Below are 24581 nucleotides of genomic sequence, written 5' to 3'. Positions count from 1 at the left end.
GGCCGAAAAGGTCACTCGGCCTGCGTAGTTCGGCGTCGGTGTGGGTTGACCGGTCGGGCCCCCGGCCGATTAGGCTGCGACCCCTGCTGACGGTTAAAGGTGAGTAGCTACCCAACCCACGCCCGCCGCAGGCGGGCATCCGGCGGTCGCTCCTAGTGCGCCGGCGCCTCGGGGCCGCAGCGCCGAGGCTCGATGATGAACGAGGGGCACCACGCCAGCGGCGCGCGCTGGCGGGTGCCTCGGATGCGACTGGTTACTGTTCCGGTGGCGCTGCGTCGGCCAGGGTGGCGAGGTCGAATTCCAGGTCGCGGTCTCCGACGGTGACGACGATGCGCGCGTTGGCGCCGGCGGCGGCGACGTAGCTGGACAGGGTGGACAGCAGCAGGTCGTGTTGGCGTTCGACTTTGGACACCGCGGCTTGTCCTACTCCCAGGCGTCGGGCGAGTTCGACTTGGGTGAGGTCGGCGGCGTGCCGGATCAGTGCCAGGTTCATGGCGTAGGCGCGGTCGTCGTCGCGCATCTGTTGGCGGATCTGGCTGACGCGCTCGGCGCGTTCGGGATCGGCGAGGAGCTTGGTCAGGCGGGCACCGCCGCGGTCTTCGATGGTCATGATTGGGTGTCCTTCCGTTGTTTCCAGGTCTCGATGGCGGCGTCGGCGCGGGTGCCGACGCTGTTGTAGAAGACGTTTCCGATGCGGGCTTTGTCGCCGGCGAACAGGGCGATGACGGCGTGCTCGTGGTCGGGGAACCACACGATGAGCCGCACGGCGATGTCGGGGTCGTAGGGGTGTGAGAGTCGCCAGACGGGATAGGTCTTGGATTGGCGGACGCGGCGCAGGTGGGCGGTGTCGTCTTCGGGTGGCTCGCCCAGTTCTTGGAGGTGCTGCAGTTGTGCGGTGATGTAGTCGAGTCGGCGGGCGCTGATGGGGTCGGTATCGGCGTGGTCTTCGAGGCGATCGAGCCAGGTGTTGAACTCGTCGGACCAGTCGATCAACATACGTTGATACTACTCTGAGGGAATACGCCTTGCAACGCATATTGTGGATGTGGAGCGGTTCGCATTGTCGGGCCTCCGTGGTTGAGATGTGTTGGTGCAGAGCTGTTTTCGGGACTGCGGGGCCGGGCCCACCAGGTGGCGGTGAGCCCGGCCCCTGACGTTTTAGGTGCGTTCGTCCTCGATGACGCGGTGAGCGATGTGGTAGGCGGCTCGGGTGTTGCGCAGGCTGTCGGACAGGAACGAGGCGATGTCGTCGCCTTGGGGGTTCTCGGCGAACTCGGTGTCGTAGACGTGTGTGCTGGTCAAGGTGGCCAGCGCCTGCTGTGCGCGGGTGAGGGCGTTGATGGCGTCGACCAGGCTGCCGTCGAGGGCCAAGCGGCCTCGGTCGATCTCGATTGCCCAGTCGGCCTGCCAGTCGGCGTCGTTGGTGTTGGTCATGGTGGGTCCTTTCAGTGGGTGAGTGGGTGGATGGGGCCGGGCCCGCCTGGTGGTGGCGGGCCCGGCGGGGTGGGTTATGCGGCGGCGGGTTCGGTGGTGAGCACGTCGTCGATGGCCTGGTGGAGGTCGTCGTAGGCCAGGGCCAGGGGTGCGTGGTCGATGTGGAGGGTCCACATCGGCTCGTCGCCGATTCCGGCGGTCAGGGTGTAGGTGTGGGCGCCGGTGGCGCGGTAGGACCAGGTGCCGGGCACGGCGTGGAAGGTCAGGTCGCCGGCCCGGACTTTCTGGATGCGGGTGTCGGGGGTGGTGTCGAGGTCGGGTGCGGTGGCTTCGATGGCGGCCAGGAGTCCGTAGTCGTCGTTGGCGAGCAGGACGAGGTGGTGTCCCTGTTCGGGGCTGTACTCGTGGACGGTGGTCAGCTGGATCGGTCCGTGGTTGTGGTGCAGGTTTCGGGTGATGCCGTACTGCTGGTGCTGGATGCGGTCGGCGGCTTCGGCGAGAAGGTCGAAGGCGAGTTCGAATGCGTGGTCCATTGTTGTTCTCCGTTTCTCGTGGTGAGTGGTGCGCCGGTCAGCGCTGGGGAGCGGTCAATCGGGTGAGGGTGGGCGGTCAACCCCGAAGAGCCGACGCCGCACGGAGCAGGGTTTTCGGCCCGCGAGCGGCAGCGAGCTTGATAGGGCCGAAAAGGTCACTCGGCCTGCGTAGTTCGGCGTCGGTGTGGGTTGACCGGTCGGGCCCCCGGCCGATTAGGCTGCGACCCCTGCTGACGGTTAAAGGTGAGTAGCTACCCAACCCACGCCCGCCGCAGGCGGGCATCCGGCGCCCGCCAGGGCGGCCGCCAGCACGCGGTGGGTCGCTGTAGGGCGGCCGGCCACCGGTGGATGTCGCGGTGGCCGGCTCGCCGGGACAGTGTTTTTAGATGAGCCCGATGAATCCGGACCCGATGGTGTTGGCCTGGGCCGTCCGTGCTTCGACGTCCTGGTCGATCTCCTCGCGCGCCTCGGCGACCATGATGGCCAGGCCGGGGGGAGCGTCAGCGGTGATCGGCTCGTCGGGGTCGGCGTAAAAGTCCCAGCAGGAGGCGACGTCTCGGCCGTCGGGGGCGACGACGGTGTAGCCGTAGACCTCGCCGTTGGCCCAGGCGTCGTAGGCGGCCACGGTGCCACGTGTGTAGTCCAGGGGTGCTGTCGCGTCGGCGGGCGCCCAGGCCAGACCGTCGATGCTGCGGTAGCGGTCGGCGCTGGGCTCGGCGGTGCCGTAGCGGTCGCCGCTGCGGGTGACTTCCAGGATGCCGGTGAGTCCGCGGGTCAGCCACAGGTAGCGGCAGAGGGCGGCCGCGGACCGGTACTCATGGTCGTTGAGGGAGTCATTGGCGGCGGTGTGCTGGCGCAGCAGGGCGGCGACGTCATGGGCGGCGTCGCCCAGTTGAGCGCTGATGGTGCGGGCGGTGCCGAGATAGACGAATCCGCCGTCGTCGCTGTAATCGGGTGCGGCGGCGTCGATGTCGTAGTACAGGGCGATGACGTAGGTGCCGGCGGTGGTGGGTACGGCGATCCTGTCGAACGGGTCAAACATGGTGGGTCCTCACTGTTGGTGACCGGCGGTGCGCCGGTCAGTGCGGCCGCGTCATGGACCGTGGGGTGGGGCGGGTCAACCCCGCAGAGGCCGCGCCGGGACGGAGCAGGGTTTTCGGCGTGCGCGAGCCGGGCGCGCCAGCGCCTTCGGCGAGTTGGCAGGGCCGAAAAGGTCACTCGGCCTGTGCAGTTCGGCGCGGGTGTGGGTTGAGCCGGCTCGGGGTCCTGCGGTCAGGCTGGGCGGCTGCTGACAGGTAGATAGGTGACGGGTTACGGATATCGGACGTTCGCCAAGCGCCCCGGAGGGGTGCTGCGGCGGGCGGCTAGGACCGGAGGAAAAGGGGGGCCCGGTCACCCTGCGGTGGGTGACCGGGCCCGCGGTGCTGAGTTTTAGTCCCAGCTGGCGGCGATGGTGTCGATGGCGTCGGGGATCGAGGAGTGCGGGATCGCTTCGGAGAGGCGGTCGAGCTCGTCGGCGGTGAGGGCGCGCCCGGCCCAGCTGCTGGCTTGTTCGGCGGTGATGAGCTCGGCGGGTGCGTCGAGGGCGTCGGCGAGCATCGTGAGCAGTTCGGCGCCGGTGGGGAGCGGCAGATTGTCGGCGTGGTCGCGGAGCCGGGCGCATTCCTTGGGCTGGCTGCAGGCGCATTCGGAGTTGGTGGCGCTTAGTCTAGTGCGCCGGCGACCGCGCACGGCGAAGACACCGCACCGCGCCGGTGTGGTGTGCGGGGGTTACGGCGTGAAGGGGTGGGGGCTGTCGTGGTGCAGGCAGGCGAGGAGCTCGGCGGTGCCGGTGTGGTCGGGGCTGCCGTCGACGGCATGGCCGGTCTGGATGATGGCGGCGATGTCGGCTCCGAGGTGCAGTGTGTAGCGCGGCCATTCGTCATCGCCGGCGCGGGCGATCAGGGCCGCGGTGGCGGCCGTGAGCCGGGTGCGTGCGTGGGCGGGGTTGTCGCCGAGACCGATGATGGTCTGCTCGCTGCGGTGGCCGCTGCTGGTCACTGCCCAGGTGATGGTCATGTTCCGATGATCGCCGCCAGGAGGCGGTGGCGGGAGGGGCCGCACTCCCGGTTGTGGATAAGTGCGGCCCCTGTGGATCACCGGGTCGGGCGGTAGCTGGCGTCGGTGGGGTCGAAGCGGTGTTGGTCTCCGTCGAGGCAGACGGCGGCGGCTGTTTTGTGGGCGAGTTGGAGGACTTCGACAGCGCTGCGGTAGGCGGCGAGGTCGACGATCTGGAATGTCACGGGCCGCATGTAGACCTCGACCCAGCGGATGGTGCGTCGCTTGTCGGGGGTGAGGGCTTCGCGGCGGGTGACGGCGTAGGGCGGGCGTCGGGTCCAGTCGACGCCGATGGCGGGCCCGTCGTAGGGCTGTTGGTCGCGCGGGGCGAGGTTGTCGGGGAGCCCGGCCAGCGCCTGGCGGGCGGCTCCGAAGGCTTCCAGCACGCCCTGGGCTGCTTGGGTGTTGAAGAAGGTGAACAGGATGCGTCCCCAGGTGAGGGTGACGCGGGCGTGTCGGTGTGGGCGTGGTGGACGCTGATGTCGGGCTGTTGGGCGCCGCGCAGTCGTACGTAGGCCTGGGAGATCGCTCCGGCGGGAAGTGCGATGTGCGACTCAGGGATGGCGATCTTGGTCATGGTGTTCTCCGTTCGTGTACGGGTTGGGTGCGCCGGTTAGCGCTGGGGTTGCGGGGGACCGGCGGGGTGGCGCGCGCAACCCCGAAGAGGCCGTGACGAGCGGAGCAGGGTTTTCGGCCCGCGTGAGCCGGCGCGCAGCGCCCTGGCGAGCTGGCGTTGGGCCGAAAAGGTCACTCGGCCTGCGCAGTTCGGCGCGGGTGTGGGTTGCGCGTGACGGGGCCTCGTCGGTCACACTGGGCGACCCAGCTGAACGGTTAAAGGTGAGCAGCTACCCAAACCCACGCCCGCCGCAGGCGGGCATCGGCGCCTCCGGGCGCCGCTTGACAGGTGGGGCGCGGGCGAGGTGACGGGCCGTCAGTGGCTGGCACTATAAGTGCCTTCACCCCGAACGGGTTCTGCGAGGCGGTATTTCGCGCAATCGGCACCGTGGCGAGAATGGACCGGGGTTGTTTCTCAGCCCAGCGTGCGGGTTTGGTGGATAGATGTGGGCGGCGCTGCGCGCCGGCTTTTCTCAGTGCACGGGCACCGGCCCGCTCCCGGGGTCAGCGCTGCAGGCCGGCGACGACCAGATCGGTCAGCGATTCGGTCAGGCTGGTGAAGCGGCCGGTGCGGGTGCCGCTGTGGGTGTGGTGCTCGCCTAGCCAGATACCGACGATGGTGGCGGTGCCGTCGCTGGCGGGCTGCCACACGGGCGCTCCGGAGTCGCCGGGGATGCTTTCGGGCATCCCGGTCACGCTGTATTGGTAGCCGAGTAGCCGCCCGTCGAGCTGTCCACAGACGGTCTTGGTGCGGATTCCGCTGCGACACACGGTGATTGCGGGATCTGGAACACCCATGCCGCTGACAGGCATGCCGTTGATCGTGGACACCGATCGGCTGGTGCCGAAGTTGATCAGCGCGAAGTCGTCGAAAAGCGGATCGGGGTCGTTGACGGCGACGGCGACGGCGCCGGTGGCCCCGCTGTCGTGGTCGGATACTGCGGAGCCGCCACCTCGAGTGCAATGGCCGGCGGTGACCCCATAGGTGGTGGCCCCGGCGGTGTAGGTGTAGCCCAGCGTGCAGGTGGTGGACCCGGTGTTCGAGTGCACGGCGATCTCGTCGCCGGCGGCCACGGTGTACGCGCCGGCATGACTGAGCGCGGGTGCGAACAGGCTGGTGATGGGGATGAGGGCCCCGGCGAGGGCGGTCAGTGCTGCTGCTCGGGTGGGCCGCATCGCGAGTCCCTTTCTTCCTGGTGGGGTGCTGCGAATCATTGTGGGCGCGACCGCTGACAACCCAGGTTCGGGCGCAGGCTCAGCGCTGCGACCGCGTGCGTTGCCGCTCGGCAGCGCGGCGGGCGCGGTTGTGCAGGGTGTCGATCCAGGCGTGCGCGGTGCGGGCGGATTGGCCGTGGTCCTGGGCGGCGCAGGATTGGACCGCTTGGCCAGCGCGGGCGGCGATGCGCAGATCGACGCTGACCGGGGTGGAGGTACGGCCGGGGCTCATCACGGCTGGTCCCATCCGGGCTGGGCGGCCGCTTCGGCGCGTCGCCACAGTTCGGCGAGGTCGTCGCGGGCGGTGCTGATGTGGGTGGTGAGGTCGGCACGGTCGGCGCCACTGTCGGCCATCTGCTGCATGCGGATTCCGTGTTCGCGCACCGCACGGCGGTACGCCTCGTCGAGCACGTCGCGCGCGTGGTTGGCTGCTGCGGCGGCGCTGACGGTGTGGGTGTAGAGGTCGGCCAGATGCAGGGCCAGTCGGTGGTGTTGGCCGGCGGTCGGGGGGCGAGTGGGGTCCAGCGACTGGGTGGCGGCGTGTTGGCGACCGTAGGCCAATACGGTGACCGGATCGGGGTCGCGGCGGGCGTCGGTGACGCGGCGGATGATCTCGTAGACCCAGCGGTTCATGGGCCGCCAGATGGCGGTGTCGGGGATGAGGTCGCAGAACGTGCGCGCTCGGGTGTAGGGCATCCACAGCAGGGCTCCGACGAGCTGATTTTCCGGCTCCCAGCGTGCGGCGATGGTTTCGCCGCTCGGCTCAGCGCTGAGCTCGAAGTCTTCGGTGGCCGCCCGGTCGGTGTCGTTGTCGGGGACGACGTGCAGTGGGGCGCGGTGCGCGGCGGTCATGATGCGGTGGCCCCCCAGATCAGCAGGGCATACCACCAGGTCAGGGCGCTGGCTTGGTCGGTAGTGGTGGCGGTGGGCAAAGCGGCGTGCACGGCGGCGGCCAGCTCGGCGGGGCTGGGGTGGGTACCGGCCTGGCTCAGGGCGTGATGGCGCAGTGTCTCCAGAACATGCTGATCGGGTGCGGTGGGCAGCTCGACTCCGGCCAGCTGTGCGGCTTCGCGCCAGAGTGTGCCAGCGGTGAACCAGCAGTGCCCTTCGGCGCGGGCGGCGGTGAGGACCGCCAGCGGGTAGCGCGCTCCGGGGTCGGTGTCGGACCCGTGGTGCCAGGTGTCGTGGTGGTCGGTGATCCATCGCTGCGCGGCGACGGCGGCGTGGTAGGTGGCGGTCTCGCTGGCTTCGTGACCGGCAGGGGCGATGGTGGCGTGTCCCGTGTGATGCGGCCTGGTGGCGCGGCTGTCGGGTTCGGCCAGGGCGAGCAGCTCGTAGCGGGTGGTGTCGGGGTGCGTGGGCAGCGGCCGCAGGTAGTAGTCGGCGCCGATGACGTAGTTGATGAGGCTGCGGTGAGCGTCGTCGCGGTCGGGGTGGTCGGTGGTGGTGACCGACCGGCCATGGTGGTCGATGGATAGCTGGTACATCGTGGGTCTCCTGTCGCGGTCAAAGGTGATCAGGCGCTCAGCGGGTGGGCTTTGCTGACCTCAGCTATGCGGTCGGGCCGGAAACCGGACCAGTGCTGTCCGCCGGCCACCACGACGGGGGCCTGCAGGTAGCCCAGTCCCATCACGTAGTCGCGGGCGTCGCTGTCGACGGTGATGTCGACTTTCGCGTAATCCACACCTGCTTTGTCCAATGCGCGGAAGGTCGCGTTGCATTGCACACAGGCGGGCTTTGTGTAGACGGTGATGGCGGTCATTTCTCACTCCTTAAGGGTTGTCACGAATTGCTGTTATCTATTTCGATTATATCGGCATTTCGGCGTGTCAGGCAACATTTATCGGGCTATTTGTGGGTAAGCTGTGACCTTTTTTGACCGGGCGAAAACCAGCGCGTAATTACGCTGAAGGCAACCCGTTCCGCCGGTATGGCTCTGGCCGGTATCGGACCCTCGAATCGGTCTTAACATGCGTCCGCACAATCCTGTTCAGCTGTGGTGCTGCCTGTTCTTTGGCGCTTTCTCGCATCAATGTCATGGCCGGCGTAGGGCCCAGCGCAGTGCACAGGTCCGGACGGAAAGTTTTCCCCGTGAGCGTCTTTTGCGAGCGGATTCGTGGAAAAGTTTCCGGGCCGTTAGGCCGTATCCGTGGCCTTGCGCGGAGCGGGCCGCCGGCCACAATTGAGAAAAGAGAAAGCGGTCAGAAAAATAATTCAGTAGCGCCGACAGGCGCTTCCGCTGCACTGGTCGCGGCGATGTCGATTTCGTGGATGAAATGCGCGACCATGGTCCTGCTGATGGCGGTCCCGAGCGGGAGGTGGGACCGGCGCTGACCGGCCCCACCTCCCGACGCGGGGGCTAGTCGTCCTCGGCGGGCTCGGACTGCTCGGTCAGCGAGTCATAGAGTGCATCGGCGGTTTGCTCGCCGAGGATGACGCGCTCAATGTCGGCCAGCGGGTAGCCGTTGTCGGCCAGGAAGCGCAGCAGCTCGGCGGCTCCGACGTAGTGGCCCCAGCCGCTGCCTCGCCAGGCGTCCTTGCCGGTACGGGCTTCCAGTGCACCGAGCACCAGCGCCAGCGTGATCACCTGGGCGCGTCCGTCGCCGGTGGCGGGCAGCTCGGCCACCATCTTCGTCACTGCTGTCGAGTCGCTGGCCCCGAGCAGCTCGGCGCTGATCTGCCCGCCGTGGTGTTCCTCGATCAGGCGCACGTCGCGGGTGAGGCAGCTCGCCACGAACATCGCCGCACCCTTGGGGGCGGTCTTGCGGGCGAGGATCTTGTCGGTGATGAACTGGCGACGCACCTGCTGGGCGGCTTCGCCGAGCTTGTTGAGCGCGATGACCTTGCGCCGCTCGCGGCGCGCCGCTTCGGCTGCTGCGGCCTCCCGCGCTTCGGCGTCCTGGTCGCTGGAGTCATCGGCGTAATGGTCGCCGTCCTCGCGGGCGAGGGCTTCCACGCGCTTAGCCAGTGAGTCGCACAAGACCAGTCCGGCGGCGGCGTAGTCGGTGCACAGCCAATCTGCCTCCCACACAACCACTTCGGTGACCGAGCTGGGGTCGCGCTTGCCCTCGGCAACCGTGGCACTGAATCGAGCGTGCCAGTCGATGTCGTGGGCGTCGACCGGTTCGCCGGTCTCGGTGTCGACGTAGCCTTCGACTTCGGTTAGGCAGACCGCCCAGTGTGCAGGGTCGGTGACATGCTCGTCGGTGGCAGCCTCGCCCTCGGGGGTGCGCAGGTAGCGCAGTTCCACGCAGGTCGTGTCCCCGTAGGCGGGGAAGTCCTCGACCACGGTGTATCCCTGCTCGGTGTAGCTGGTGGCAGCTTCCTGGTAGGCCTGTTGGGCGGCGCGGTCCTGGCGGATTTCGGCGACCCGGTGCTCGAATCGGTTGGTTCCGGCCACTTCAAGCAGACGCATGATGGCGTCGGGGTCGTCATCGAACTCGCTGAGCACCGCGGCCTCTGACAGCGACAGCTGCCCCGCGTCGAGTGCCTCCATCGCGGCCTGTGATCCGGCGGCGGTGGCCACGGATTTGACCGTGTCACGCCCGATGGACAGCTTCTTGGCGACCTTGGTCACGGAGGCTCCGGCGTCGAGCATCTGCTGGATGCCGCGTGCCCGCTGGGCCTCGGTGAGTTCGCGGCGTCGGTCGTTTTCCACGATCTGCTCGGAGACCCGTTCGACCACCTGGGCCTTGTCGTCGGTCGCACCGGCTGGGCGCACGTAGACCGGGACGCTGGTCAGACCAGCCTCGCGTGCGGCCAGGGTGCGTCGCTGTCCGGCGCGCACCCGCACCACGCCGTCGTGTCCGCGCACCGCTGCGATGGGGTTGAGCACGCCGTGCTCTTTGATGCTGGCGACGAAATCAGCGTCGAGTGCGGCGTCGTCGCGGACGTTGGTTTCCAGCTCCAACGTGTGCGGGTCGAGGTGTTCGAGGGTGCCTGCCGCCGCGACCTGTGCGTTGGTGTCGTTGTCGGTGACGGTGGTGGTGTTCTCGCTCATGGTGATGGTGACCTTTCATCGATGGGGTGAGTGGGCGGTGGCCGCCCGTTCTTTTTGCCTTCTGGCACTGAAGATTTGGGCCGGCATCAGGGCCGTGGAGTGCAAAGGTCCGGGCGCAAAATTCTTCGCGCGAGCGCAGCGAGCCTCGAAAGAAATTTGCGAGCCCTTGGGCCCGGAGCGCAGCGGAGGCCGTGGCCTTGCACGCAGCGGGCCGCCGGCCATAATCGAAAGCCAGAAGGCAAATAAACTAGCGCCGGGGCCCGCAGGGACCCGGTGTTCAGCAGCGCCGCAGGCGCTTCCGCCTGTGCAGTTCCCCGATGGCATCGGTGCGGGTCGGTAAAGCCGTGGCCGTCGTGCCCGATGTTCCTGCATAGCAGTGCCTTTCGGGATCGTGGGTGATGGGGTGGTCTGGCCCGCGGGACGGGCCAGACCACCCTCGGGGGTTAGAGAGTTTGCAGCATCCGGAAGGCGTTGGTCTTCAGGTTCTGAGCGGTGCTGCCGCCGGTGACTGCGCGCAGGGCCCGTACCGACTGCGGATCTCCTGCGGCGCGGACCTTGCTGTAGTGGTCGACGTACTCGGTGACCGCGTTGTAGGCCGCCCACCGGGTGCCGGCGATCGGGGCGACGGTGGGGCTGGACACCCACAGTTTGACGATCGCGTTGGCGGTGTCGCGACGGTTGCGGGCCGTGGTCTTGGACTCGGCTCCGTCGACGTCGACGAGCTCGCCGACGAAGTGACGGATCTGGTCGAGGTCCATGGGGGCGGCGTAGAGGGCGGCTGCTTCCTGTTCGAATGCCTCGACGTAGCGCCAGCTCAACTTGAGTGCTCGTCGGGCCTCCTGCAAGGCGACGGCGGCCCCGCCGGTGTGGCTGATGCCGAAGCTGGCCGCCGCGCGTGCGATGGCCGCGCTTTGGGTGTTGGCGCATACGATGCGCACCGGCGTCACCAGGAAGCGGAACTTGCTGGACCCGTCGTGAGAGTTCAGCGCGGCCAGGTAGAAGTCGGTGCGGTCCTTGGTGCCGTCGATTCCGTCGAACACCATGGATTCGGGCAGCTTCATGGTCACGAACGTTTCGCGCCCGCCGCGTAGCGCCCCGGCGGTCTCGTAGACCGCACCGCTTTCTCCGGTGAGCGCGTCGAGCAGGTCACACGATGCTTCGTTTTGCATCGGCTCGTACTTGTTGCCGACCACGCCGAGCACGTCGAGGGCTCCGGTGATGGGGTTGGTGCGCACGGTGGCCCACTGGTCGGGCACTGCCAGCGGGGCGGGTGTGGTGACACCGGTTTCGCTGATCACCGGCTCCTGGGGGATAACTAGCGCCATTTTGCGGACGTTCCAGTTGGCCAGGTGGGCGGCGTGCAGAGCCTCGCGGGCGGTCATAGCGTGGCCGACCTGCTGGCCGAGTTGGTGCCAGGCGTCGGTACGCGAGTCGGCGAAGCTGACTTTGCCTGCGGTCTGATCGAGTTCGTGAGCCATGGTGGGTTCCTTTCGGGAGGTGAGTGGGCGGTGGCCGCCCGTTCTTTTTGCCTTCTGGCACTGGAGATTTGGGCCGGTAGAGGGCCGTGGAGTGCAAAGGTCCGGGCGGGGCAGGTCCCGGGTGAGCGCAGCGAACGTTTGTGGGGGAGCTGCCCCGAGCCTGTGGGCCCGCAGCGCAGCGGAGGCCGTGGCCTTGCGCGGAGCGGACCGCCGGCCACAATCGGAGGGCCAGAAAGGCAAAATTCGGTGGGTCGGCGGGCCCGCAGGGGCCGGCGAATCAGCTGCAGCGCCGCCAGGCGCTTCCATTCTGGGTATGCACCACGCCGGTAGCCTGGGTTGATGTCGTCGTGTGAGAGTGCGCTGGTCGATGCGTTGACGCGGCCGATCCAGGGTCCGGTGTCGGAGCCGGTGCTGACCTGGGTGGTCACCGGCGCGTGGCCGCGCCCGGCGATCCCGTTCGACACCGCCTATGCGCAGCCGGCCTGGTCGGACCCGCTGGGGCTGTAGCTGGCGTGCCCCGTGCCGGGTGTCAGAACAGTGCGACATCGCTGGCCACCTCGGCGAACCAGCGCTCGAAGTGGGGTCTGGCCTTGTCCGCAACGACGGCCGGGCAGGCGACATAGAACCGCTCTGCCCATGGCGGCGTCTCACCGCGGCGCAGCGCGATGCTGCGCGCGATGCCGTCGTTGCCGGTGTGCAACTGCCCGGGCAGGCCCAGTAGTGCGGCTGCCATCTCGGCGCGAGATCCACGATCGAGCAGACGCACTGACCGGGCGATGACCGGCCTGGTTCCCGTCCCGCGAACCTTGGCCACCCGGCGCACTTCGTAGATCGCGTGCTCGGTGTCGTCGAGGCGGCGGTGGAACAGGTCAAGGACACCGGTCAGACCAGCAGCAGCGACATCATCGTAGAGGCGGCCAGTCGGGCGCAGGGTCTGCTTGTCGTTGATACAGACCGCGACGCGTTCGATGAACAGGGCCAGCGCTCCGGCCGCGGGATCAGCGGCGTAACGCTGCAGCGTCGACTGCACGCCTCGTGCCGAACTGATCGCGAAAGGGCAATAGCTGCAGGCACTTTTGAGCCATCGGCGGCCCGTGAGGTTGTAGACAAAGGTGTCGCAGTCAGCTCTCGTCCATCCCCATTGGATCAGGGGGTAGCAGCCGGTTCGGGCTGCTGTGTTGTAGGCGGCGTCGCGCTCGGCGCGGACCGTCTCGTCGAGCTCGAAGCCAACGTAATGCTGGTAAGGCTGCCCGCCGGTCAGTCGGGCGATCACCGGGTCGAGGACCGCGCCCTTGGCTCGGGCGCTGCATTTGCGGGCACCGCCGCGCTGCGGCAGGGTGCCGGCGGTGAGCATCTCCGTCGACAGCGCGTAGGCCCCCTCGACGAAGAGTCGGTCCGGTTCGGTGGTGTCGCTGAAGGTGGTGATGCCCTCGCCGGCGGCGGTGGTGAGCAGCTGGTGGCGGCCGACCTGGACGAACCGGACCCGGTGGCGGCGCAGCTCGGGGAGCACGTAGCGCTCGACGTCGGCCCCGGTGGCACTGAACTCGTCTCCGGTCATGGCGGTGATGACCACCAGGTCGGACAGGTCGAAGTCGCGGCTGGACGGGTCGGTGAGCCAGCGCAGTAGGACCGCCGTGCTGTCCAATCCGAGACCGTAGGACAGCACATGCCGGGGGTGGCGGCGTGTGCTGGTGTCGTCGCTGAAGAGGCTGGCCTGTTCATGGTGTGCCTGGGTGCTCATCGTGGGATCTCCCGCCCGTTCTTTTTGCCTTCTGGCACTGGAGATTTGGGCCGGTAGAGGGCCGTGGAGTGCAAAGGTCCGGGCGGGGCAAGTCCCGGGTGAGCGCAGCGAACGTTTGTGGGGGAGCTGCCCCGAGCCTGTGGGCCCGCAGCGCAGCGGAGGCCGTGGCCTTGCGCGGAGCGGACCGCCGGCCACAATCGGAGGGCCAGAAAGGCAGAACCACAGGCAAGGCCCGGGGCGTGTGTCGGGTACGGGCCAGCCGCGGGCACGGCAGTGCCATCTCCCCGACTGGAGTGCAGCTGGTGTGAGCGGGGGAAATCTCTGCAGATCAGAGGCGCCGCGCTCACTTAGGATCGCTGTTATGCCTGTGCAAGTTGATGCGACTCACCTGAGCAAGGTGATAACCGAAGTTCGCGACCTCGCCGAGACCGTCCGCACGTACGGCAGCGGCGCCGACTCGACGATCGCCTTTGGGATCCCGGCGGCCCTGCACGTCATTGCGGCCCGGCTCGAATCGGAAATGCGCAGTTGGGCCCAGACTGAAGGCACGCTTGCCCGGCTGTTCGACGAGCAGCGAGGCGGCAAAGCCATCAGGTTTCCTGAGCTACGGGCGGTGCTGACCTACGTGACGCCGTCGCCGGTGAGCCGCGATGTCCAACTGGCCGAGTTGCGCGGCGCCGGCACCCGACTGCGCGCCCTGGCCGGTGAGCTCGACGCGAATATGAAAACCCAGTCGTCGCCGAAATTCGTCGAGCTTCTCCAAGAACAGGCGGCGGCGGTCATGGAGTTCGCCGATGGTCTCGGCTAAGCCGGCGGGCATGCAATGAGCCGCCGCAAAGCGACCCCGTGGGCGGCACCGGGCCTGCCCGATATTCGCCGGCAGTGGTGCAACGCTCTGGACAGCCTTGTCGACCACCAATCCAGCGCCCTTGCAGAACCGTCCGAGGCCTTGGGAGCTGCGGGGGAGAGCCTTCGGAGGTTGAAGCGGTTGCAGGCGAAGCTGGCCGAGTCGTTGAGCCAGATGAGCGGCGAGGCCGATGTCATCAAACGTGCTGAGCTGTACTGGGTTTCGCGCGACATGGTTGACGTCGCGCTCGATGCCGCCGACTCCCTTCCGGAGTGGACGCCCGCTGTCGCCGCGCCGGCTCCGACCGGGCTGTTGTGTTGGGCAAAGCCGGCCGGAAGTGTGCCATGGAATGCGTTAAGCCCCAACGATCCCACCGAGGTTTCGTGGGACGGGGTGTGGTGGTGGTCTCGCCCCGACGGGGTGCTGCAAATTCAGCCGTTGTCACGGTTGGCTAAGAACCCTGAACTGCTGGCCCCCTACGGGGTGTCTTCGCCACTGTGGGTGACCAACCCGACGCTGCTGCTGCAGCCGTTGGTGCCGCGCACCGCTGAGGTGGCCCGATCGGCTGAGGCGTCGCCGTTGGTGAGTGTCGTCGGGGCGGCCTGGCTCCTGATGGGCCAACCCACCGTCGCCTCCACTCGCGTCCTCGGCAGTGCACCGTCGACGCAGACCGAGGAATCGTCTCGTGCGGCTGCGGACCCGAACCGGGTGAGCATCATTGAGTTGCGGCGACCCATGAGCCCGCCTGGGGAACGCGATGGTTCATTGGGTGACCGTCAGTACCGACACCGGTGGTGGGTGGGCGGTCATTGGCGTCAGCAGGCGTGTGGGCCCAATCATGCCGATCGGCGCCCGAAGTGGATCGCCCCGTACGTCAAGGGTCCAGAAGGCGCCCCACTCAAGACCGACCGCGTTCACGTGTGGCGCCGCTGAGGACAGCCGAACCCCGGGGGCGGAACCTTTCGTAGCTGATCGCGTTGTGTGGGGTGTGGGAACCGAGGAGTGAGTATGCCTGGCAGGGTTGAATGGTCGGAACTTGGTGGCGATGAGGCTGAGACGGTCGTGGCCAACTTGCTTTATAGCGAGCGTAGGTCTTCGACCCGGGTCCGCCCATCGCGTGGTGACTTCGGCATCGACGTGCTAGACCCGAGCAAACGCGAAGCTGGCAAGTACGACGTCTATCAGATCAAGCGCTACGCGAAGACGCTCACTGCCTCGCAAAAGAAGGAGATAGAGAAGTCGTTCCGGCGGGTGCTGGTAGGTCTGGTCCGCAGAGAACCGCCCGTGCCGCTGGGGGATTGGTACCTGATCGCGCCAGTCGACAATACCGTCGACAATCAGCTCGACTGGTTTCATTCCATGCCCGATAACGTCATTAACGAGATGTTCGAGGATGCCGAGCTCGCGCTGAACGAGGACGAAAAGCAACGCATTACCGCGTGGCGTAACGCCCCTGAGCGAGTCATCAAGTGGGAAGGGCGCGCATTTTGCGAGACGCTGGCCGGTGAATACCCCTACGTCATTGACTATTACCTGCACGGTGGCGCCGCGCGTCTCCGCTCGGCGGTGGCTGAGATGTCAGCGATCCTGCGGCGCGACGTATCGGCGGGAGAAGCATTGAGTACGGGAACCGCTGATGACGTGGCGCTCGTAACACCAGCCGAAATTTCTTCGCATCTCGACCGGATATTCAAGGTGCTCGACACTGACCCACACTTTAGATACGAGTTCAGCATTGACCTCGAACCCGGTGAGATTACGCGCCGTGACGGTATGATTGCAGCCACGCAAGAGATCCAACCCGACGGCCGAACACTTACTTTCCGTGTGTACCAACGTTTCTCCGAGTCGCAGCGTGAACGACCGATCCCATTTCGGCTGCGGTTCGCAGCCGAGGATGCGGCTTTCGATGAAGACGCTTACGACAGTTGGCGTAAGTACGGAACGCCGTTGAGTGCGCCGGCCGAGGTCGACATTGATCTGCCCGGGGGTCTGGGGGCTCCGCTGTCCGGGGGGCTCACCGAGGTACTCCTTCAGAGCCAGGGCGAAGACTATGCTGCACGTTTCCGCGTCCGCAGGTCTGACGGAACATACAGCCCCACATTGACCTTCTCGATCACGGCTAGGACCGGCCCCGAGCAGACCGGCGTGTGGGAGTCGGGCACTGATGAGTCGGGTTATCTGACGTTTGACACTCGTACGGATCTCGAAACACGTTTCGGCACATGGGGTTTCACCAGGGCGCGAATCGTCGGTGAGGAGATCGATGCAGTCCTACCCTGTATCGAGTTCCTCCAGAGCATCGCCACTGGCAACGTTTTGGAGGTCGCTCAGCGAGTCGGCCCGTTCGTCGACTACCGTGAGATCCCTTCTCATGAGGCCGCCTTCCCCCGACGATGTCATGGTCTATCTGCGGGCACTGTCTGTCATTCAGACTTCGACGTCTACGCCAGTCCTTATCCCGGATTTGACGACTGTTAGCGCCGCTGATGCTCGCGACGTAGCCGAGGCCGCGGCACTGATCGGTGGTCAGACCGTATTCGGGGACTGGGCATCAATCCGGTTCAAGGACGATGCATCCTCGCCGACAGTAGGACCAAACCTAGAGGAGCGTGAGGTCAGTCTTGACGACCACTATGAGGTCCAGATCATCGAACCGTTGATCGTGAAGATCGGCGACCAAGAGTTGACGCTCGGTGCTGTCGAAAGGCGCTTGCTGTCAGTGGGTTACGAGGTCGACGATGGCGAGATCGTCGGCCGACCGCTCACCAATGACACCGCTTACCGCCGATACTTAAGAGGCCTGCCTGCGCCCGACCGAAACAGCCGGCCGGTGAAGGGAAAGTACCTCGGCACTCGGGCGGAGGCGTTTGACGAGCAACAGTAATGCCCGATCAATAGGCCAGTCTGCTGCGGGAAGCGGCAGTAACAGTGACGCGCTGCCACCGGTGAGTACCGTCGAAGCGTGACCCGCGCTTCGTTGTTCCCCGACCGCCTCGTGGCCCCTGCGCCCATGTTGGCGACGCTGGGCCAGGCCCCGCACGGCGGTCAGTTTGCTGTAGAAGTGAAGTTTGATGGCCAGCGGGGAATGTTGACTGTAGATCCCCGGGTGCGGGTGACGTCCCGCAATGGGGCGGACATCACCGAAACCTTCCCCGAGTTGTCCGCGGTCGCAGCTGCAGTCGGTGGCCGTCGAATGATCCTCGACGGTGAGATCGTCGCCGTCGACGAGCACGGGCGCCCGTCGTTTAGACGGCTCCAGCGGCGGTGGCCTCAGCAGCGTCGGCCCAGCGGGCAGCTCGTGCGTGAGGTGCCCACGCGATATCTCGCCTTCGATGTGGTCAACATCGACGGCGAAGACATCACGCACTGGCCTTACCGGGAGCGCCGCGAGCTGATGGACACACTGATGGTGGTGAAGCGTTCGCCAGCACTGACGGTGCCAAGGCACTGGACCGATGTCGCTCCTGCGGACATGCTCGCTATCTGCGCTGATCAGCACCACGAGGGCATCGTGTGTAAACGACTGGATTCGCCATACCGGTCGGGCCGATCCCTGGGACTGGATCAAATGCCCAGTGCGCGCGACAACCGAGGCGGTGGTCGTGGGGGCGTTCGCCGGCCGTCGCGGTGAGGTTGGGGCCCTGATCCTGGCCGCCCACGACGAGGCGGGCCAACTCGTGCTGTTGGGTCAGGTCGGCACGGGTTTTAGCGGTGCCGAACGTCGCCGCCTGGCCACACTGTTGGCCGGGACCGAGGTCTCCGCGCCGCCGGTGGCGGAGGGGGCGTCGATGTCGGGGGTCCAGTGGTTCAAGCCGCGGTATGTCGGTGAAGTTGCCTACCGCGAGTATCACGCGGGCAAAGGCCTGCGCCACGCGTCGTGGAAGGGACTCCGTACTGCGCCCGTGTCGGGGGTGTGTTTGCCGCGCGATGCCGGCGCGCCGACCAGCTGATTACGAGTGCGTGCCCCACCAGGCGTAGAGCTGGTCCAGCCGAGGATCGTTGGGGCCACCGGATTGCACGTCGGCGATGAGCCGTTGCGCGTCGTTGGTCCACACCACACGCGGCCGGCCATTGCTCAGCCCGCAAAGCACGGTTCCGCGGGTGACGGCGGGGGTGTCGTTGCGTCGCCACGGGCCGGGAGACTGGATGTTGCCGGGGCAGACCACCACTGTCGTGGATTCGACGAGCTGGTCGAACGTGGTGCGCAGCGCCTCGGGTCCGCCGGCCAGGGTGTAGGTGGCGCTGCGGGGTCCACCAGCGTCGGTGTTGGGTCCGCAGGTGATCACCGTCGCGCCATCAGGGGACGGTGCTGGGGTGCATGCGTCGGCGGGATAGCCGGACGGGAGCAGCCGCCGGAGGTCCTCAAGCGCGGCGGGCGGGGCCGCGGTGGTCGTCGCTGGCGCCGCCGTGGGCGCGGTGTCGGGCGGGTCGGAGCGTCCGATAAGCCACACCGACAGGGCGATGATGAGCACGGCGGCGACTGCGAGTGCCGCGATCAGCTGGCGCCGTTGTGAGACGGCACGGGTGTGGGGGAGCAGGCTGATGAAATCCGCTGCTGCGCCGTGGGACTCGGCCCTGCCTAGCTCAGTGTGGGGTGGCGGCTCGTCGCGATCGGCGGGCGGTGCCGCTGGAGCCGAGGGCGGGGGGAGGGTGAGTGCCGCGCTGGCCGCGGCCGCGAAGTCGCCGGCGGTGGGGTAGCGGTCAGCGGGATTCTTGGCCAGCGCCTTGGCGATCACGCTGTCTAGTTGTGGTGAGGCCCAGCTGAGCCGGTCGGACACTCGGGGCGGGGTGGTGTCCATATGAGCTTTTACTGTGGCGCCGACCCCGGCGTCTGTCGGGTAGGGGTGGTCTCCAGTCAGCAGCCGAAAGAGCGTGCATGCGAGGGCGTAGACGTCGGCGCGTCCGTCCAAAGCTGATGTCCCGGTGATGACTTCGGGCGCGCTGTAGGCGAGGGTGGCGCTCATGGGCCCGTCGCCAGCTCCGCGGCTGTGGGGGGACAGCGCGGCACCGAAGTCGGTGAGCACGACGCGGTCGAGACCGCCCGGCAGTTTCTGGGCGGCGATCAGGAAGTTCGAGGGTTTGATGTCTTGGTGCACGACCCCGCGGGAGTGCGCGTAGTCCAGGGCTCGGGCGACCTCGGTGATGATGTGGACTGCGCGCTCGGGCGTCATCTGTCCGTCGCGCAGCGCAGTCTCGGCGTTGGTTCCCTCGACGTACTCCATGGCGATCCACAGTTGGCCGGTGTCGGTCTCGCCGCGGCTGAACACGCGCACGATGTTGGGATGTTCGAGCCCGGCGGTGATGTCGGCTTCGTGGAGGAACTGGGCGCGAACGTGGTCGCCTTTGGCGTGCTCGGGTTGAAGCACTTTGAGCACTTCCCGGCGCGGCAGGGTGGGACTGTGCACCAGGTAGACCGTCGCCATCGCCGTGACGGCCAGGACCCGCTCGACGCGGTATCCGGCGATGTGGGTGGGTGGTGTGGGCAGGCCCTCTGGTGCGGTCATGTCGACGCCTTCCCTGCCAGCCGGTGAAGGCTGCGCACGTGTGTGCTCATAGGCGGAGCCATTCGACGGCTTGTCCGGTGACTTGCGCGATCAGGTCGAAGTCCCTGTCGAGGGCGAGCACGGTGAGGCCGGCCATCTCGGCGACAGCCGCCACCAGCAGATCCGGGATCGCCGGGGCACGGTGCAGCCCACGGCGGCCAGCTGGAGCTGCACGCCCACGGCGCGGTCCTCGGCGGCTGGGGTTAGGTACTCGAGCGGCATCAATGCCAGCGGCGGTGCGCCTGATTCGCTGCGGGCCTGCGGCCCGTTCCGGAACGAGTAGCCGATCTGTAGGCGGGTGACGGTGCTCATGCGCACGAGACCACGTTCGATGCGCTCGACCCAGGCCTGGGCGTCTGGGGAGGCCACCAGTCGGGTGTAGGCCGATTTGTCGATGAGCCAGTTGGTCACCGCCACGCGGCGTCCATGATGTCGGGATCGTCGAGGTCGGTGGCAGCCGCGGCGGCGCGGCGTAGATCGTCGACGGTCATGGTCCGCGCGGGGGCGCCCACTGAACCTTCGGTCTCGAATCTGGTTCGCAGATACTCTTGGCGCGAGAGGCCGCGGGCGGCGGCATCAGCGTCGATACGCGCGATCGCCGCGTCGGACAGCCCGCGGATCAGCACATCGCCCATCGTGCATGACCTCCTGATATCATCGTTATCAGTTTACAGGGCGTTTGGCTGGCCCCCTGCGGCGACACTCATCGCGACGGGCATCCGCGCGGCCGCGCTGACTCCTGCTGTCACCAGGGCTCTGCATGCCCGATAATTGGTGGCGTGACCATTCAGCTTGAGGCGGCCCAGGCGCTGGCGGTGGTCGAACGCGCCCGCTCGCTGTTCGGTACACCCGGGCCTGTGGCGACGTCAGGCGCTCCTCTGCAGACGGCCGCGGAATCCGTCAGCGGCGCGGGCCAGCAGATGTCGGGCCTGTCTGGTCAGCTCGTCGATCGGCATGCGTCGGTGGTACAGCAGCAGAACCGGGAGCTGGTCACCGCCGGCCGTACCGACTCCACCTTGGAAGCGCGATTGGCCAACGCGGCGCAGATCACTGAGGGCGGGGCGCGCCAAATGGACACGATTGTCGCCCAGACACGCTCGATCGCCGAGGTGGCCGGATCGGCTCGCACGCCGGCGGCGGAGATGATGGTGCTCAAGGCCCTGCGGACGCAGGTCGCCCGCGCCCAGTCGGTAGTGGTCTCGACTCAGCAGCAGTCCAGCCAGGCCGCCGGCGAAGTGAGAGCGCTCAGCTACGGCTCCGGTGAGTTGCCCCAGGCTCCGGCCGAGCTTCCTACCGACAAGCCGGGGGAAGACCCACCGCACGGTGAAGATCCGCGGTACTGGCTCGATGTCACCAAGTTGACCTACGTGGGTGACGGAGAGCTCGCGCCACCGAACTACAAGCAGGTGGGCCCCAACCTCTGGTATCCAGACCCTGAGGGCGGCCTGGGGTATGTGCCGCCCCCGCCGCCGGCAAAGTACCCCCTCGATCTGAGCGACGTTCGGGTGATCGACCCCGACTCCGGTGCGCTCTTCCCGCCGGGCTATCAGCAGGTCGCTCCGGGAATTGGTGTCCCACACCCTGATTCCTATTACGGTGCGCAGCCGCCGTGGCCCAAGCCGCAGCAGCCCATTGATATCCGCGACGTGGTTGAGATAGCGCCAGATCAGCTTGCCCCGTGGGGTTACGTGGAGTACATGCCCGGGTGGTGGGTTCCCGATCCGTCCAGGCCCTAGCGAGGAAGCCACGGGGTTCGGGTTCGTAGTGTCAGATCAATCGCGGTCGGCCCTGGTGGTCCTCGACGATGCAGCGTTCGCGGCGCAGTACCGCGTCCAGAAGGGCGTTGATATGCGCGACGGCGCGGTCGTCGAGGCGGACGGGCCCGTAGATGAAAACATGACCGGCGCCGGCGGTCAGTCCGACAGTCTCCGGATCACCACCGGCACGTACATGCATCTCCCAGTGAATGCGCGACCCGACATCATCGGCGCGCGCATCGAGCAAGGCAAGACTGCTCGCTGAAACCCCCACCGGAAGATCGTAAGGGCACCTCAATACGTTGCTGAGCAACAATTTTCACTGCGCACCCGCTACCGCGCGTAAGACGGTGGGTCGTGTGGTGACGCGCTCGGGCGTGCTGACCAAGAGATTGACCACGGTGTCGCAAACGCGCCCTAGGCGCCATGCTTAGTTTCTGGGTTATCACGTGGGCCGGATCGCTTCTCTTCGCGGCGTTGGGTGTTGAGACGTACGTGAAGCGCCGATGGCCATCCCGCAGCACACTGGGGCTGGGCGCGGTCGTTGGGCTCAGCGCCATCCTGTTCGCGTTCGTTGGCATCGGCGCCCTCGTCGAAGGCGCCCTTCACAGTGCGGCATGGCTGCGCGACGACGAGATGGCGCTATGGGTCGGAATCTTGTGCATATGGTCCATCTTCGTGTTTGGCGCCCTCCGAGCGATCCCCTGGGTGGTCGCGCAGCGGAAGTGAAGATGACAACGCACTTCCAGCTAGCCTGCTGGCCTGAAGACTCAAATGTTCAGCAGCACAGAAGAACTGAGACCCGCGTTAACTACCAGCTCGAACGGCGAACACCTCGTCTGCGACGCCTGCCAGGGCGGCGCGCGCATCGTCGAGATAGGTGAACATCGTCGCCCGGCCGACCAGGGCCGGGTGGCCGGGAATTCCTGTGAGGCCGACGTCGAGCCAGTCATGGTCGAGCCGGTCCGCCGACACCAATTGACGACCAGGCCGGCCGGCACTGTCGAGGGCAGAAGCAACCGCCATGCCTGAGTTTGTCGGCAGCATCGTATGGATGACCTCGGCCACCGACCAGGGGCGCAGCCGGGAGGCGGGCATGAGGTCGTCGACGATCGCGGCCACCACCGGCAGAACGGTGAATATTGGCATACCGTCGAAGAATTCGATGTGCTCGTCGAGCGCCGCCTCAAGTTCCCCTCCGTTGAACAGCTCTCCGAAACGGGCCTCCCGAGTGCCCAATTGAGCGAGACGGTCAGCGACCGGCTGGCGGCTCTGTCCGAGCTGCACCAGCACAAAGTCCACCGCTCCAACCGTCACCGCGGGGGAGGCGACCTCGGCGGCCAGATCGGTCATTCGTATCTCTGCGCGCCAATCGCGACACCAACTGACCGTGGCTCTGTCGAGGCTTTCGAAGTGCAGCACCGGCAGGCTCAGCTCCGCGGCGCCCCGCCGCGCCACGTGCGGCCGGCGTAGGTACTCGTCGAGGTCAACAGCAGCTGGTGCGCTCATCTGGTTGCACAGTCCGTGGCAGTGGTCGGCATCCTCAATTCGTCACTGTGACGAAATAACGCTACTGGCCCGCAGTAGATGTAGTGCGGTCGACGGGGGACGTGACGGGCACCCCAGTAGAGAACGGCTGAAAATTCACTCGATCGCTGCCGGGCGCCATTCATGCCGGGCGGATGCACTGTCGGTGACCGCAGGCCCATTCCGCGGCCGGCGCACTCGTGACGCACACTATCGACCGAGGTGATCACCGCCGTGACGCTACCGGGCCGACCCCGGACATTGCTTGTCCGGACCTTCCGGGTGATATCCGGATAAGCAGCGGCAACACGCGGATATACATCCCGATCACGTCGATGCTGCTCGTCTCCGCCGCGCTGAACGTATTCCTATGGTTGTTCCTGTCGCTGTTCCGCCGCTGATCGAGGTCCAGTGGTTCATGCGCATCAGCTTGATGATCGGCATCGGAGCTGCGGGGACGGCGGCTCACGGATCGACCACCACGTCGACGAGCTTCCTGCCGCGCGACGACGGGTTCGGGCCGCGTATGGAGTTTCTCAGCTCCCCTGGGATGGAGATGACGAACGGCACCCTCAAGCAGGTCGACCAGGGCCTACGGCTGTACTCGTCGTCGAGTTCGTGAGTCGTTTCGTTGATGGCGCGGGCAACGGCCCCCTGCTCAGGTTCGTATACCCGACCGTGGCCCCCGCGGCGTGCTGCGGTGGTCGTCGGGCAGGCGCTCGGCTTGTTCCGAGTCCTTGCCGACGCCGCGTAGGACGGCTGCTTGCGATTTCATAATCGGCACACCTTCATCCCGAACCGGTGCTTGGCGGTGCTTTCGACTCTGTTCATGTCGGGGTCCCTTCCAATCCCGCGTGTCCAATCCCGCGTGGGACGTTTCGACTGTGCGATCTGGTGGGGCAAAGACCATCGGCCAGGACGCGTAGATGTGCGACGTGGGGGTCGTAGAGTTGCGCGATGTGAGCGGCGGTTATACAGCTTGCGCTGATGTATTGCCACTCGCGGCTGCCGGATGCTGGCTAGCGTGAGCGAGATTGATCCACTTGCGGATACGCCGCCGTTGGAACTGGAGCGATCTGGGCGTCAGCGAGTTGCTGCCGACGGGCACGGTGACGATGCTTCTGGCGGACGTCGAGGGCTCCACGCGGCTGTGGGAGGCCAACCAGACGAGATGGCGGCCGCGGGTGGCGCTGCTCGATCGCACGGTGCCCGAGGCAGTCGCCGCCCATGGCGGGGTACGGCCCGTCGAGCAGGGCGAGGGCGACAGTTGCGTGGCCGCGTTCGCCCGCGCCGGCGACGCGGTGGCCTGTGCTTTGCAGCTACAGCGGGCACTGCTGGCGCCGATCCGGTTCGGGGTGCGCACCGGCGACATCCAGCTGCGCGACGGAGGCAACTACGCCGGTCCGACAATCAATCGGACGGCACGGCCGCGAGACCTCGCGGACGGCGGACAGACCGTACTGTCGGGCGCGACAAGCTAAGTGGCTATCGATCGACTGCCGGCCGATGCCTGGTTGACCGATCTGGCACACATCGAGCGCCCCTCGGCGGCATTATCTTCGTCGGCGCGGCGCGGCGCGGCGCGGAAGACCTGACCGCGACCTCGCTACAGCGAGGCGAGAATGCCCTTCATGGTGTCGATCTCCTGCTGCTGGGTGGTCACGATCGACCGCGCCATCGCGACCGCCGGTGGAGACTGACCTTCCTCGATTTCGGTCTGCGCCACGCTGATTGCGCCCTCGTGGTGCGCAATCATCTGTGTCAGGAAGAACCTGTTTGCGTCGACGCCCT

General features: G+C 66.9%; 32 protein-coding genes and 2 pseudogenes. 13 read left to right on the top strand and 21 right to left on the bottom strand.

Annotated elements, in window-relative coordinates:
- Window positions 1-253: 253 nt before the first annotated feature.
- From DYE23_RS29835 to DYE23_RS29765, 15 genes are all read right to left on the bottom strand, one after another.
- Window positions 254-610 carry a type II toxin-antitoxin system RelB family anti-toxin gene (locus DYE23_RS29835; protein ID WP_115329256.1) on the bottom strand — a complete coding sequence of 119 codons (357 nt, stop codon included), beginning with the start codon at window positions 608-610 and terminating at the stop codon, window positions 254-256.
- Window positions 607-996 (bottom strand): hypothetical protein, encoded by a 390-nt coding sequence (locus DYE23_RS29830; protein WP_115329274.1) that lies wholly within the window; start codon window positions 994-996, stop codon window positions 607-609. The genes DYE23_RS29835 and DYE23_RS29830 overlap by 4 nt, the downstream gene beginning before the upstream one ends.
- A gap of 162 nt (window positions 997-1158) precedes the next feature.
- Window positions 1159-1434, bottom strand: a complete 276-nt coding sequence (locus DYE23_RS29825) for a hypothetical protein (protein WP_011767738.1) — start codon at window positions 1432-1434, stop codon at window positions 1159-1161.
- A 74-nt stretch (window positions 1435-1508) separates the two neighbouring features.
- On the bottom strand, window positions 1509-1967 hold the full coding sequence (locus DYE23_RS29820) for a hypothetical protein (RefSeq protein WP_115329273.1): 459 nt from the start codon (window positions 1965-1967) through the stop codon (window positions 1509-1511).
- A gap of 382 nt (window positions 1968-2349) precedes the next feature.
- Entirely contained in the window at window positions 2350-3009 is a 660-nt protein-coding gene (locus tag DYE23_RS29815; protein WP_115329272.1) for a hypothetical protein, read from the bottom strand.
- A 389-nt stretch (window positions 3010-3398) separates the two neighbouring features.
- Window positions 3399-3566, bottom strand: coding sequence for a hypothetical protein (locus DYE23_RS31600; protein ID WP_235660694.1), 168 nt, complete (start codon window positions 3564-3566; stop codon window positions 3399-3401).
- Window positions 3567-3737: 171 nt separating this feature from the next.
- Window positions 3738-4025, bottom strand: coding sequence for a hypothetical protein (locus DYE23_RS31815; protein ID WP_115329271.1), 288 nt, complete (start codon window positions 4023-4025; stop codon window positions 3738-3740).
- A 77-nt stretch (window positions 4026-4102) separates the two neighbouring features.
- A complete protein-coding gene (locus DYE23_RS29800; protein WP_115329270.1) occupies window positions 4103-4450 on the bottom strand; it encodes a hypothetical protein in 348 nt (115 codons plus the stop codon).
- Window positions 4451-5183: 733 nt separating this feature from the next.
- Window positions 5184-5855, bottom strand: coding sequence for a chymotrypsin family serine protease (locus tag DYE23_RS29795; protein WP_099962864.1), 672 nt, complete (start codon window positions 5853-5855; stop codon window positions 5184-5186).
- 79 nt (window positions 5856-5934) lie between these two features.
- Entirely contained in the window at window positions 5935-6126 is a 192-nt protein-coding gene (locus tag DYE23_RS29790; protein ID WP_006247565.1) for a hypothetical protein, read from the bottom strand.
- Entirely contained in the window at window positions 6126-6746 is a 621-nt protein-coding gene (locus DYE23_RS29785) for a hypothetical protein (RefSeq protein WP_115329269.1), read from the bottom strand. The genes DYE23_RS29790 and DYE23_RS29785 overlap by 1 nt, the downstream gene beginning before the upstream one ends.
- A complete protein-coding gene (locus tag DYE23_RS29780) occupies window positions 6743-7381 on the bottom strand; it encodes a hypothetical protein (RefSeq protein WP_006247567.1) in 639 nt (212 codons plus the stop codon). The genes DYE23_RS29785 and DYE23_RS29780 overlap by 4 nt, the downstream gene beginning before the upstream one ends.
- Window positions 7382-7410: 29 nt before the next feature.
- Entirely contained in the window at window positions 7411-7656 is a 246-nt protein-coding gene (gene nrdH, locus DYE23_RS29775) for a glutaredoxin-like protein NrdH (protein WP_006247568.1), read from the bottom strand.
- A 597-nt stretch (window positions 7657-8253) separates the two neighbouring features.
- Window positions 8254-9894 carry a ParB/RepB/Spo0J family partition protein gene (locus DYE23_RS29770; RefSeq protein ID WP_115329268.1) on the bottom strand — a complete coding sequence of 547 codons (1641 nt, stop codon included), beginning with the start codon at window positions 9892-9894 and terminating at the stop codon, window positions 8254-8256.
- A gap of 443 nt (window positions 9895-10337) precedes the next feature.
- Window positions 10338-11372 carry a DUF932 domain-containing protein gene (locus DYE23_RS29765; protein ID WP_115329267.1) on the bottom strand — a complete coding sequence of 345 codons (1035 nt, stop codon included), beginning with the start codon at window positions 11370-11372 and terminating at the stop codon, window positions 10338-10340.
- 339 nt (window positions 11373-11711) lie between these two features.
- Here DYE23_RS29765 and DYE23_RS31050 point away from each other — a divergent pair, with 339 nt between their 5' ends.
- Window positions 11712-11879: a hypothetical protein gene (locus DYE23_RS31050; RefSeq protein WP_013470241.1), complete on the top strand. Its 168-nt coding sequence runs from the start codon at window positions 11712-11714 to the stop codon at window positions 11877-11879.
- 22 nt (window positions 11880-11901) lie between these two features.
- On the opposite strand, the gene DYE23_RS29760 is transcribed toward DYE23_RS31050, so the two are convergent.
- Window positions 11902-13113 carry a hypothetical protein gene (locus DYE23_RS29760; RefSeq protein ID WP_115329266.1) on the bottom strand — a complete coding sequence of 404 codons (1212 nt, stop codon included), beginning with the start codon at window positions 13111-13113 and terminating at the stop codon, window positions 11902-11904.
- Between the two features lie 361 nt (window positions 13114-13474).
- Between DYE23_RS29760 and DYE23_RS29755 the strand changes: the two genes are divergently transcribed.
- From DYE23_RS29755 to DYE23_RS31870, 6 genes are all read left to right on the top strand, one after another.
- Window positions 13475-13921, top strand: coding sequence for a hypothetical protein (locus DYE23_RS29755; RefSeq protein WP_115329265.1), 447 nt, complete (start codon window positions 13475-13477; stop codon window positions 13919-13921).
- Between the two features lie 15 nt (window positions 13922-13936).
- Window positions 13937-14893, top strand: coding sequence for a hypothetical protein (locus DYE23_RS29750; RefSeq protein ID WP_083741790.1), 957 nt, complete (start codon window positions 13937-13939; stop codon window positions 14891-14893).
- 75 nt (window positions 14894-14968) lie between these two features.
- Window positions 14969-16441 (top strand): hypothetical protein, encoded by a 1473-nt coding sequence (locus tag DYE23_RS29745; RefSeq protein ID WP_147292310.1) that lies wholly within the window; start codon window positions 14969-14971, stop codon window positions 16439-16441.
- Window positions 16428-16847, top strand: coding sequence for a hypothetical protein (locus DYE23_RS29740; RefSeq protein ID WP_115329263.1), 420 nt, complete (start codon window positions 16428-16430; stop codon window positions 16845-16847). The genes DYE23_RS29745 and DYE23_RS29740 overlap by 14 nt, the downstream gene beginning before the upstream one ends.
- A gap of 78 nt (window positions 16848-16925) precedes the next feature.
- Entirely contained in the window at window positions 16926-17594 is a 669-nt protein-coding gene (locus tag DYE23_RS29735; RefSeq protein WP_308160681.1) for an ATP-dependent DNA ligase, read from the top strand.
- Window positions 17566-17913, top strand: a complete 348-nt coding sequence (locus tag DYE23_RS31870) for an ATP dependent DNA ligase (protein WP_308160680.1) — start codon at window positions 17566-17568, stop codon at window positions 17911-17913. Before DYE23_RS29735 ends, DYE23_RS31870 begins: the two co-directional genes overlap by 29 nt.
- Here DYE23_RS31870 and DYE23_RS29730 read toward each other — a convergent pair whose 3' ends face one another.
- From DYE23_RS29730 to vapB, 3 genes and pseudogenes are all read right to left on the bottom strand, one after another.
- Window positions 17914-19467, bottom strand: a complete 1554-nt coding sequence (locus tag DYE23_RS29730) for a serine/threonine-protein kinase (protein WP_115329262.1) — start codon at window positions 19465-19467, stop codon at window positions 17914-17916.
- A 46-nt stretch (window positions 19468-19513) separates the two neighbouring features.
- A pseudogene (locus tag DYE23_RS29725) lies at window positions 19514-19923 on the bottom strand (PIN domain-containing protein).
- Window positions 19914-20141 carry a type II toxin-antitoxin system VapB family antitoxin gene (gene vapB, locus DYE23_RS29720; protein WP_006247311.1) on the bottom strand — a complete coding sequence of 76 codons (228 nt, stop codon included), beginning with the start codon at window positions 20139-20141 and terminating at the stop codon, window positions 19914-19916. The pseudogene DYE23_RS29725 and the gene vapB overlap by 10 nt, the downstream one beginning before the upstream one ends.
- 144 nt (window positions 20142-20285) lie before the next feature.
- Here vapB and DYE23_RS29715 point away from each other — a divergent pair, with 144 nt between their 5' ends.
- The 3 genes from DYE23_RS29715 (at window position 20286) to DYE23_RS29705 (ending at window position 21992) form a co-directional block, all read left to right on the top strand.
- Window positions 20286-21242 (top strand): DUF4226 domain-containing protein, encoded by a 957-nt coding sequence (locus DYE23_RS29715; RefSeq protein ID WP_006247310.1) that lies wholly within the window; start codon window positions 20286-20288, stop codon window positions 21240-21242.
- Window positions 21243-21297: 55 nt separating this feature from the next.
- Window positions 21298-21528 (top strand): hypothetical protein, encoded by a 231-nt coding sequence (locus DYE23_RS31045; protein ID WP_172527971.1) that lies wholly within the window; start codon window positions 21298-21300, stop codon window positions 21526-21528.
- Window positions 21529-21689: 161 nt separating this feature from the next.
- Complete coding sequence (locus DYE23_RS29705) at window positions 21690-21992, top strand: hypothetical protein (protein WP_235660690.1); 303 nt, start codon at window positions 21690-21692, stop codon at window positions 21990-21992.
- A gap of 78 nt (window positions 21993-22070) precedes the next feature.
- On the opposite strand, the gene DYE23_RS29700 is transcribed toward DYE23_RS29705, so the two are convergent.
- Window positions 22071-22616, bottom strand: coding sequence for a hypothetical protein (locus DYE23_RS29700; protein ID WP_235660688.1), 546 nt, complete (start codon window positions 22614-22616; stop codon window positions 22071-22073).
- A gap of 374 nt (window positions 22617-22990) precedes the next feature.
- Here DYE23_RS29700 and DYE23_RS31965 point away from each other — a divergent pair, with 374 nt between their 5' ends.
- The 3 genes and pseudogenes from DYE23_RS31965 to DYE23_RS29685 form a co-directional block, all read left to right on the top strand.
- A complete protein-coding gene (locus tag DYE23_RS31965) occupies window positions 22991-23191 on the top strand; it encodes a DUF2905 domain-containing protein (RefSeq protein ID WP_115329259.1) in 201 nt (66 codons plus the stop codon).
- Window positions 23161-23412 (top strand): hypothetical protein, encoded by a 252-nt coding sequence (locus DYE23_RS29690; RefSeq protein ID WP_115329258.1) that lies wholly within the window; start codon window positions 23161-23163, stop codon window positions 23410-23412. The genes DYE23_RS31965 and DYE23_RS29690 overlap by 31 nt, the downstream gene beginning before the upstream one ends.
- Before the next feature lie 493 nt (window positions 23413-23905).
- Window positions 23906-24268: pseudogene (locus tag DYE23_RS29685) on the top strand (nucleotidyl cyclase domain-containing protein); the annotation flags it as partial.
- 128 nt (window positions 24269-24396) lie between these two features.
- Here the strand turns inward: DYE23_RS29685 and DYE23_RS29680 are convergent.
- Window positions 24397-24581, bottom strand: a 185-nt coding sequence (locus DYE23_RS29680) for a DUF305 domain-containing protein (RefSeq protein WP_115329257.1), incomplete at its 5' end; no start/stop codon positions are given.

It is taken from the genome of Mycolicibacterium gilvum, from assembly GCF_900454025.1.
In the GTDB taxonomy this organism is placed as follows: domain Bacteria; phylum Actinomycetota; class Actinomycetes; order Mycobacteriales; family Mycobacteriaceae; genus Mycobacterium; species Mycobacterium gilvum.
This window is presented reverse-complemented; position numbering and strand designations above follow the sequence as displayed.

Coding starts and splice junctions, on each gene's coding strand:
- DYE23_RS29820 (WP_115329273.1), bottom strand. CDS start 1,967: ATGGACCACGCATTCGAACTCGCCTTCGACCTTCTCGCCGAAGCCGCC.
- DYE23_RS31600 (WP_235660694.1), bottom strand. CDS start 3,566: ATGCTCGCCGACGCCCTCGACGCACCCGCCGAGCTCATCACCGCCGAA.
- DYE23_RS29760 (WP_115329266.1), bottom strand. CDS start 13,113: ATGAGCACCCAGGCACACCATGAACAGGCCAGCCTCTTCAGCGACGAC.
- nrdH (WP_006247568.1), bottom strand. CDS start 7,656: ATGACCGCCATCACCGTCTACACAAAGCCCGCCTGTGTGCAATGCAAC.
- DYE23_RS29780 (WP_006247567.1), bottom strand. CDS start 7,381: ATGTACCAGCTATCCATCGACCACCATGGCCGGTCGGTCACCACCACC.
- DYE23_RS29705 (WP_235660690.1), top strand. CDS start 21,690: ATGCTTAGTTTCTGGGTTATCACGTGGGCCGGATCGCTTCTCTTCGCG.
- DYE23_RS29770 (WP_115329268.1), bottom strand. CDS start 9,894: ATGAGCGAGAACACCACCACCGTCACCGACAACGACACCAACGCACAG.
- DYE23_RS29785 (WP_115329269.1), bottom strand. CDS start 6,746: ATGACCGCCGCGCACCGCGCCCCACTGCACGTCGTCCCCGACAACGAC.
- DYE23_RS29835 (WP_115329256.1), bottom strand. CDS start 610: ATGACCATCGAAGACCGCGGCGGTGCCCGCCTGACCAAGCTCCTCGCC.
- DYE23_RS31050 (WP_013470241.1), top strand. CDS start 11,712: ATGTCGTCGTGTGAGAGTGCGCTGGTCGATGCGTTGACGCGGCCGATC.
- DYE23_RS29830 (WP_115329274.1), bottom strand. CDS start 996: ATGTTGATCGACTGGTCCGACGAGTTCAACACCTGGCTCGATCGCCTC.
- DYE23_RS31815 (WP_115329271.1), bottom strand. CDS start 4,025: ATGACCATCACCTGGGCAGTGACCAGCAGCGGCCACCGCAGCGAGCAG.
- DYE23_RS29745 (WP_147292310.1), top strand. CDS start 14,969: ATGCCTGGCAGGGTTGAATGGTCGGAACTTGGTGGCGATGAGGCTGAG.
- DYE23_RS29700 (WP_235660688.1), bottom strand. CDS start 22,616: ATGACCGATCTGGCCGCCGAGGTCGCCTCCCCCGCGGTGACGGTTGGA.
- DYE23_RS29790 (WP_006247565.1), bottom strand. CDS start 6,126: ATGAGCCCCGGCCGTACCTCCACCCCGGTCAGCGTCGATCTGCGCATC.
- DYE23_RS29825 (WP_011767738.1), bottom strand. CDS start 1,434: ATGACCAACACCAACGACGCCGACTGGCAGGCCGACTGGGCAATCGAG.
- DYE23_RS29755 (WP_115329265.1), top strand. CDS start 13,475: ATGCCTGTGCAAGTTGATGCGACTCACCTGAGCAAGGTGATAACCGAA.
- DYE23_RS29795 (WP_099962864.1), bottom strand. CDS start 5,855: ATGCGGCCCACCCGAGCAGCAGCACTGACCGCCCTCGCCGGGGCCCTC.
- DYE23_RS29815 (WP_115329272.1), bottom strand. CDS start 3,009: ATGTTTGACCCGTTCGACAGGATCGCCGTACCCACCACCGCCGGCACC.
- DYE23_RS29730 (WP_115329262.1), bottom strand. CDS start 19,467: ATGACCGCACCAGAGGGCCTGCCCACACCACCCACCCACATCGCCGGA.
- DYE23_RS29690 (WP_115329258.1), top strand. CDS start 23,161: ATGGTTGTTCCTGTCGCTGTTCCGCCGCTGATCGAGGTCCAGTGGTTC.
- DYE23_RS29765 (WP_115329267.1), bottom strand. CDS start 11,372: ATGGCTCACGAACTCGATCAGACCGCAGGCAAAGTCAGCTTCGCCGAC.
- vapB (WP_006247311.1), bottom strand. CDS start 20,141: ATGGGCGATGTGCTGATCCGCGGGCTGTCCGACGCGGCGATCGCGCGT.
- DYE23_RS29750 (WP_083741790.1), top strand. CDS start 13,937: ATGAGCCGCCGCAAAGCGACCCCGTGGGCGGCACCGGGCCTGCCCGAT.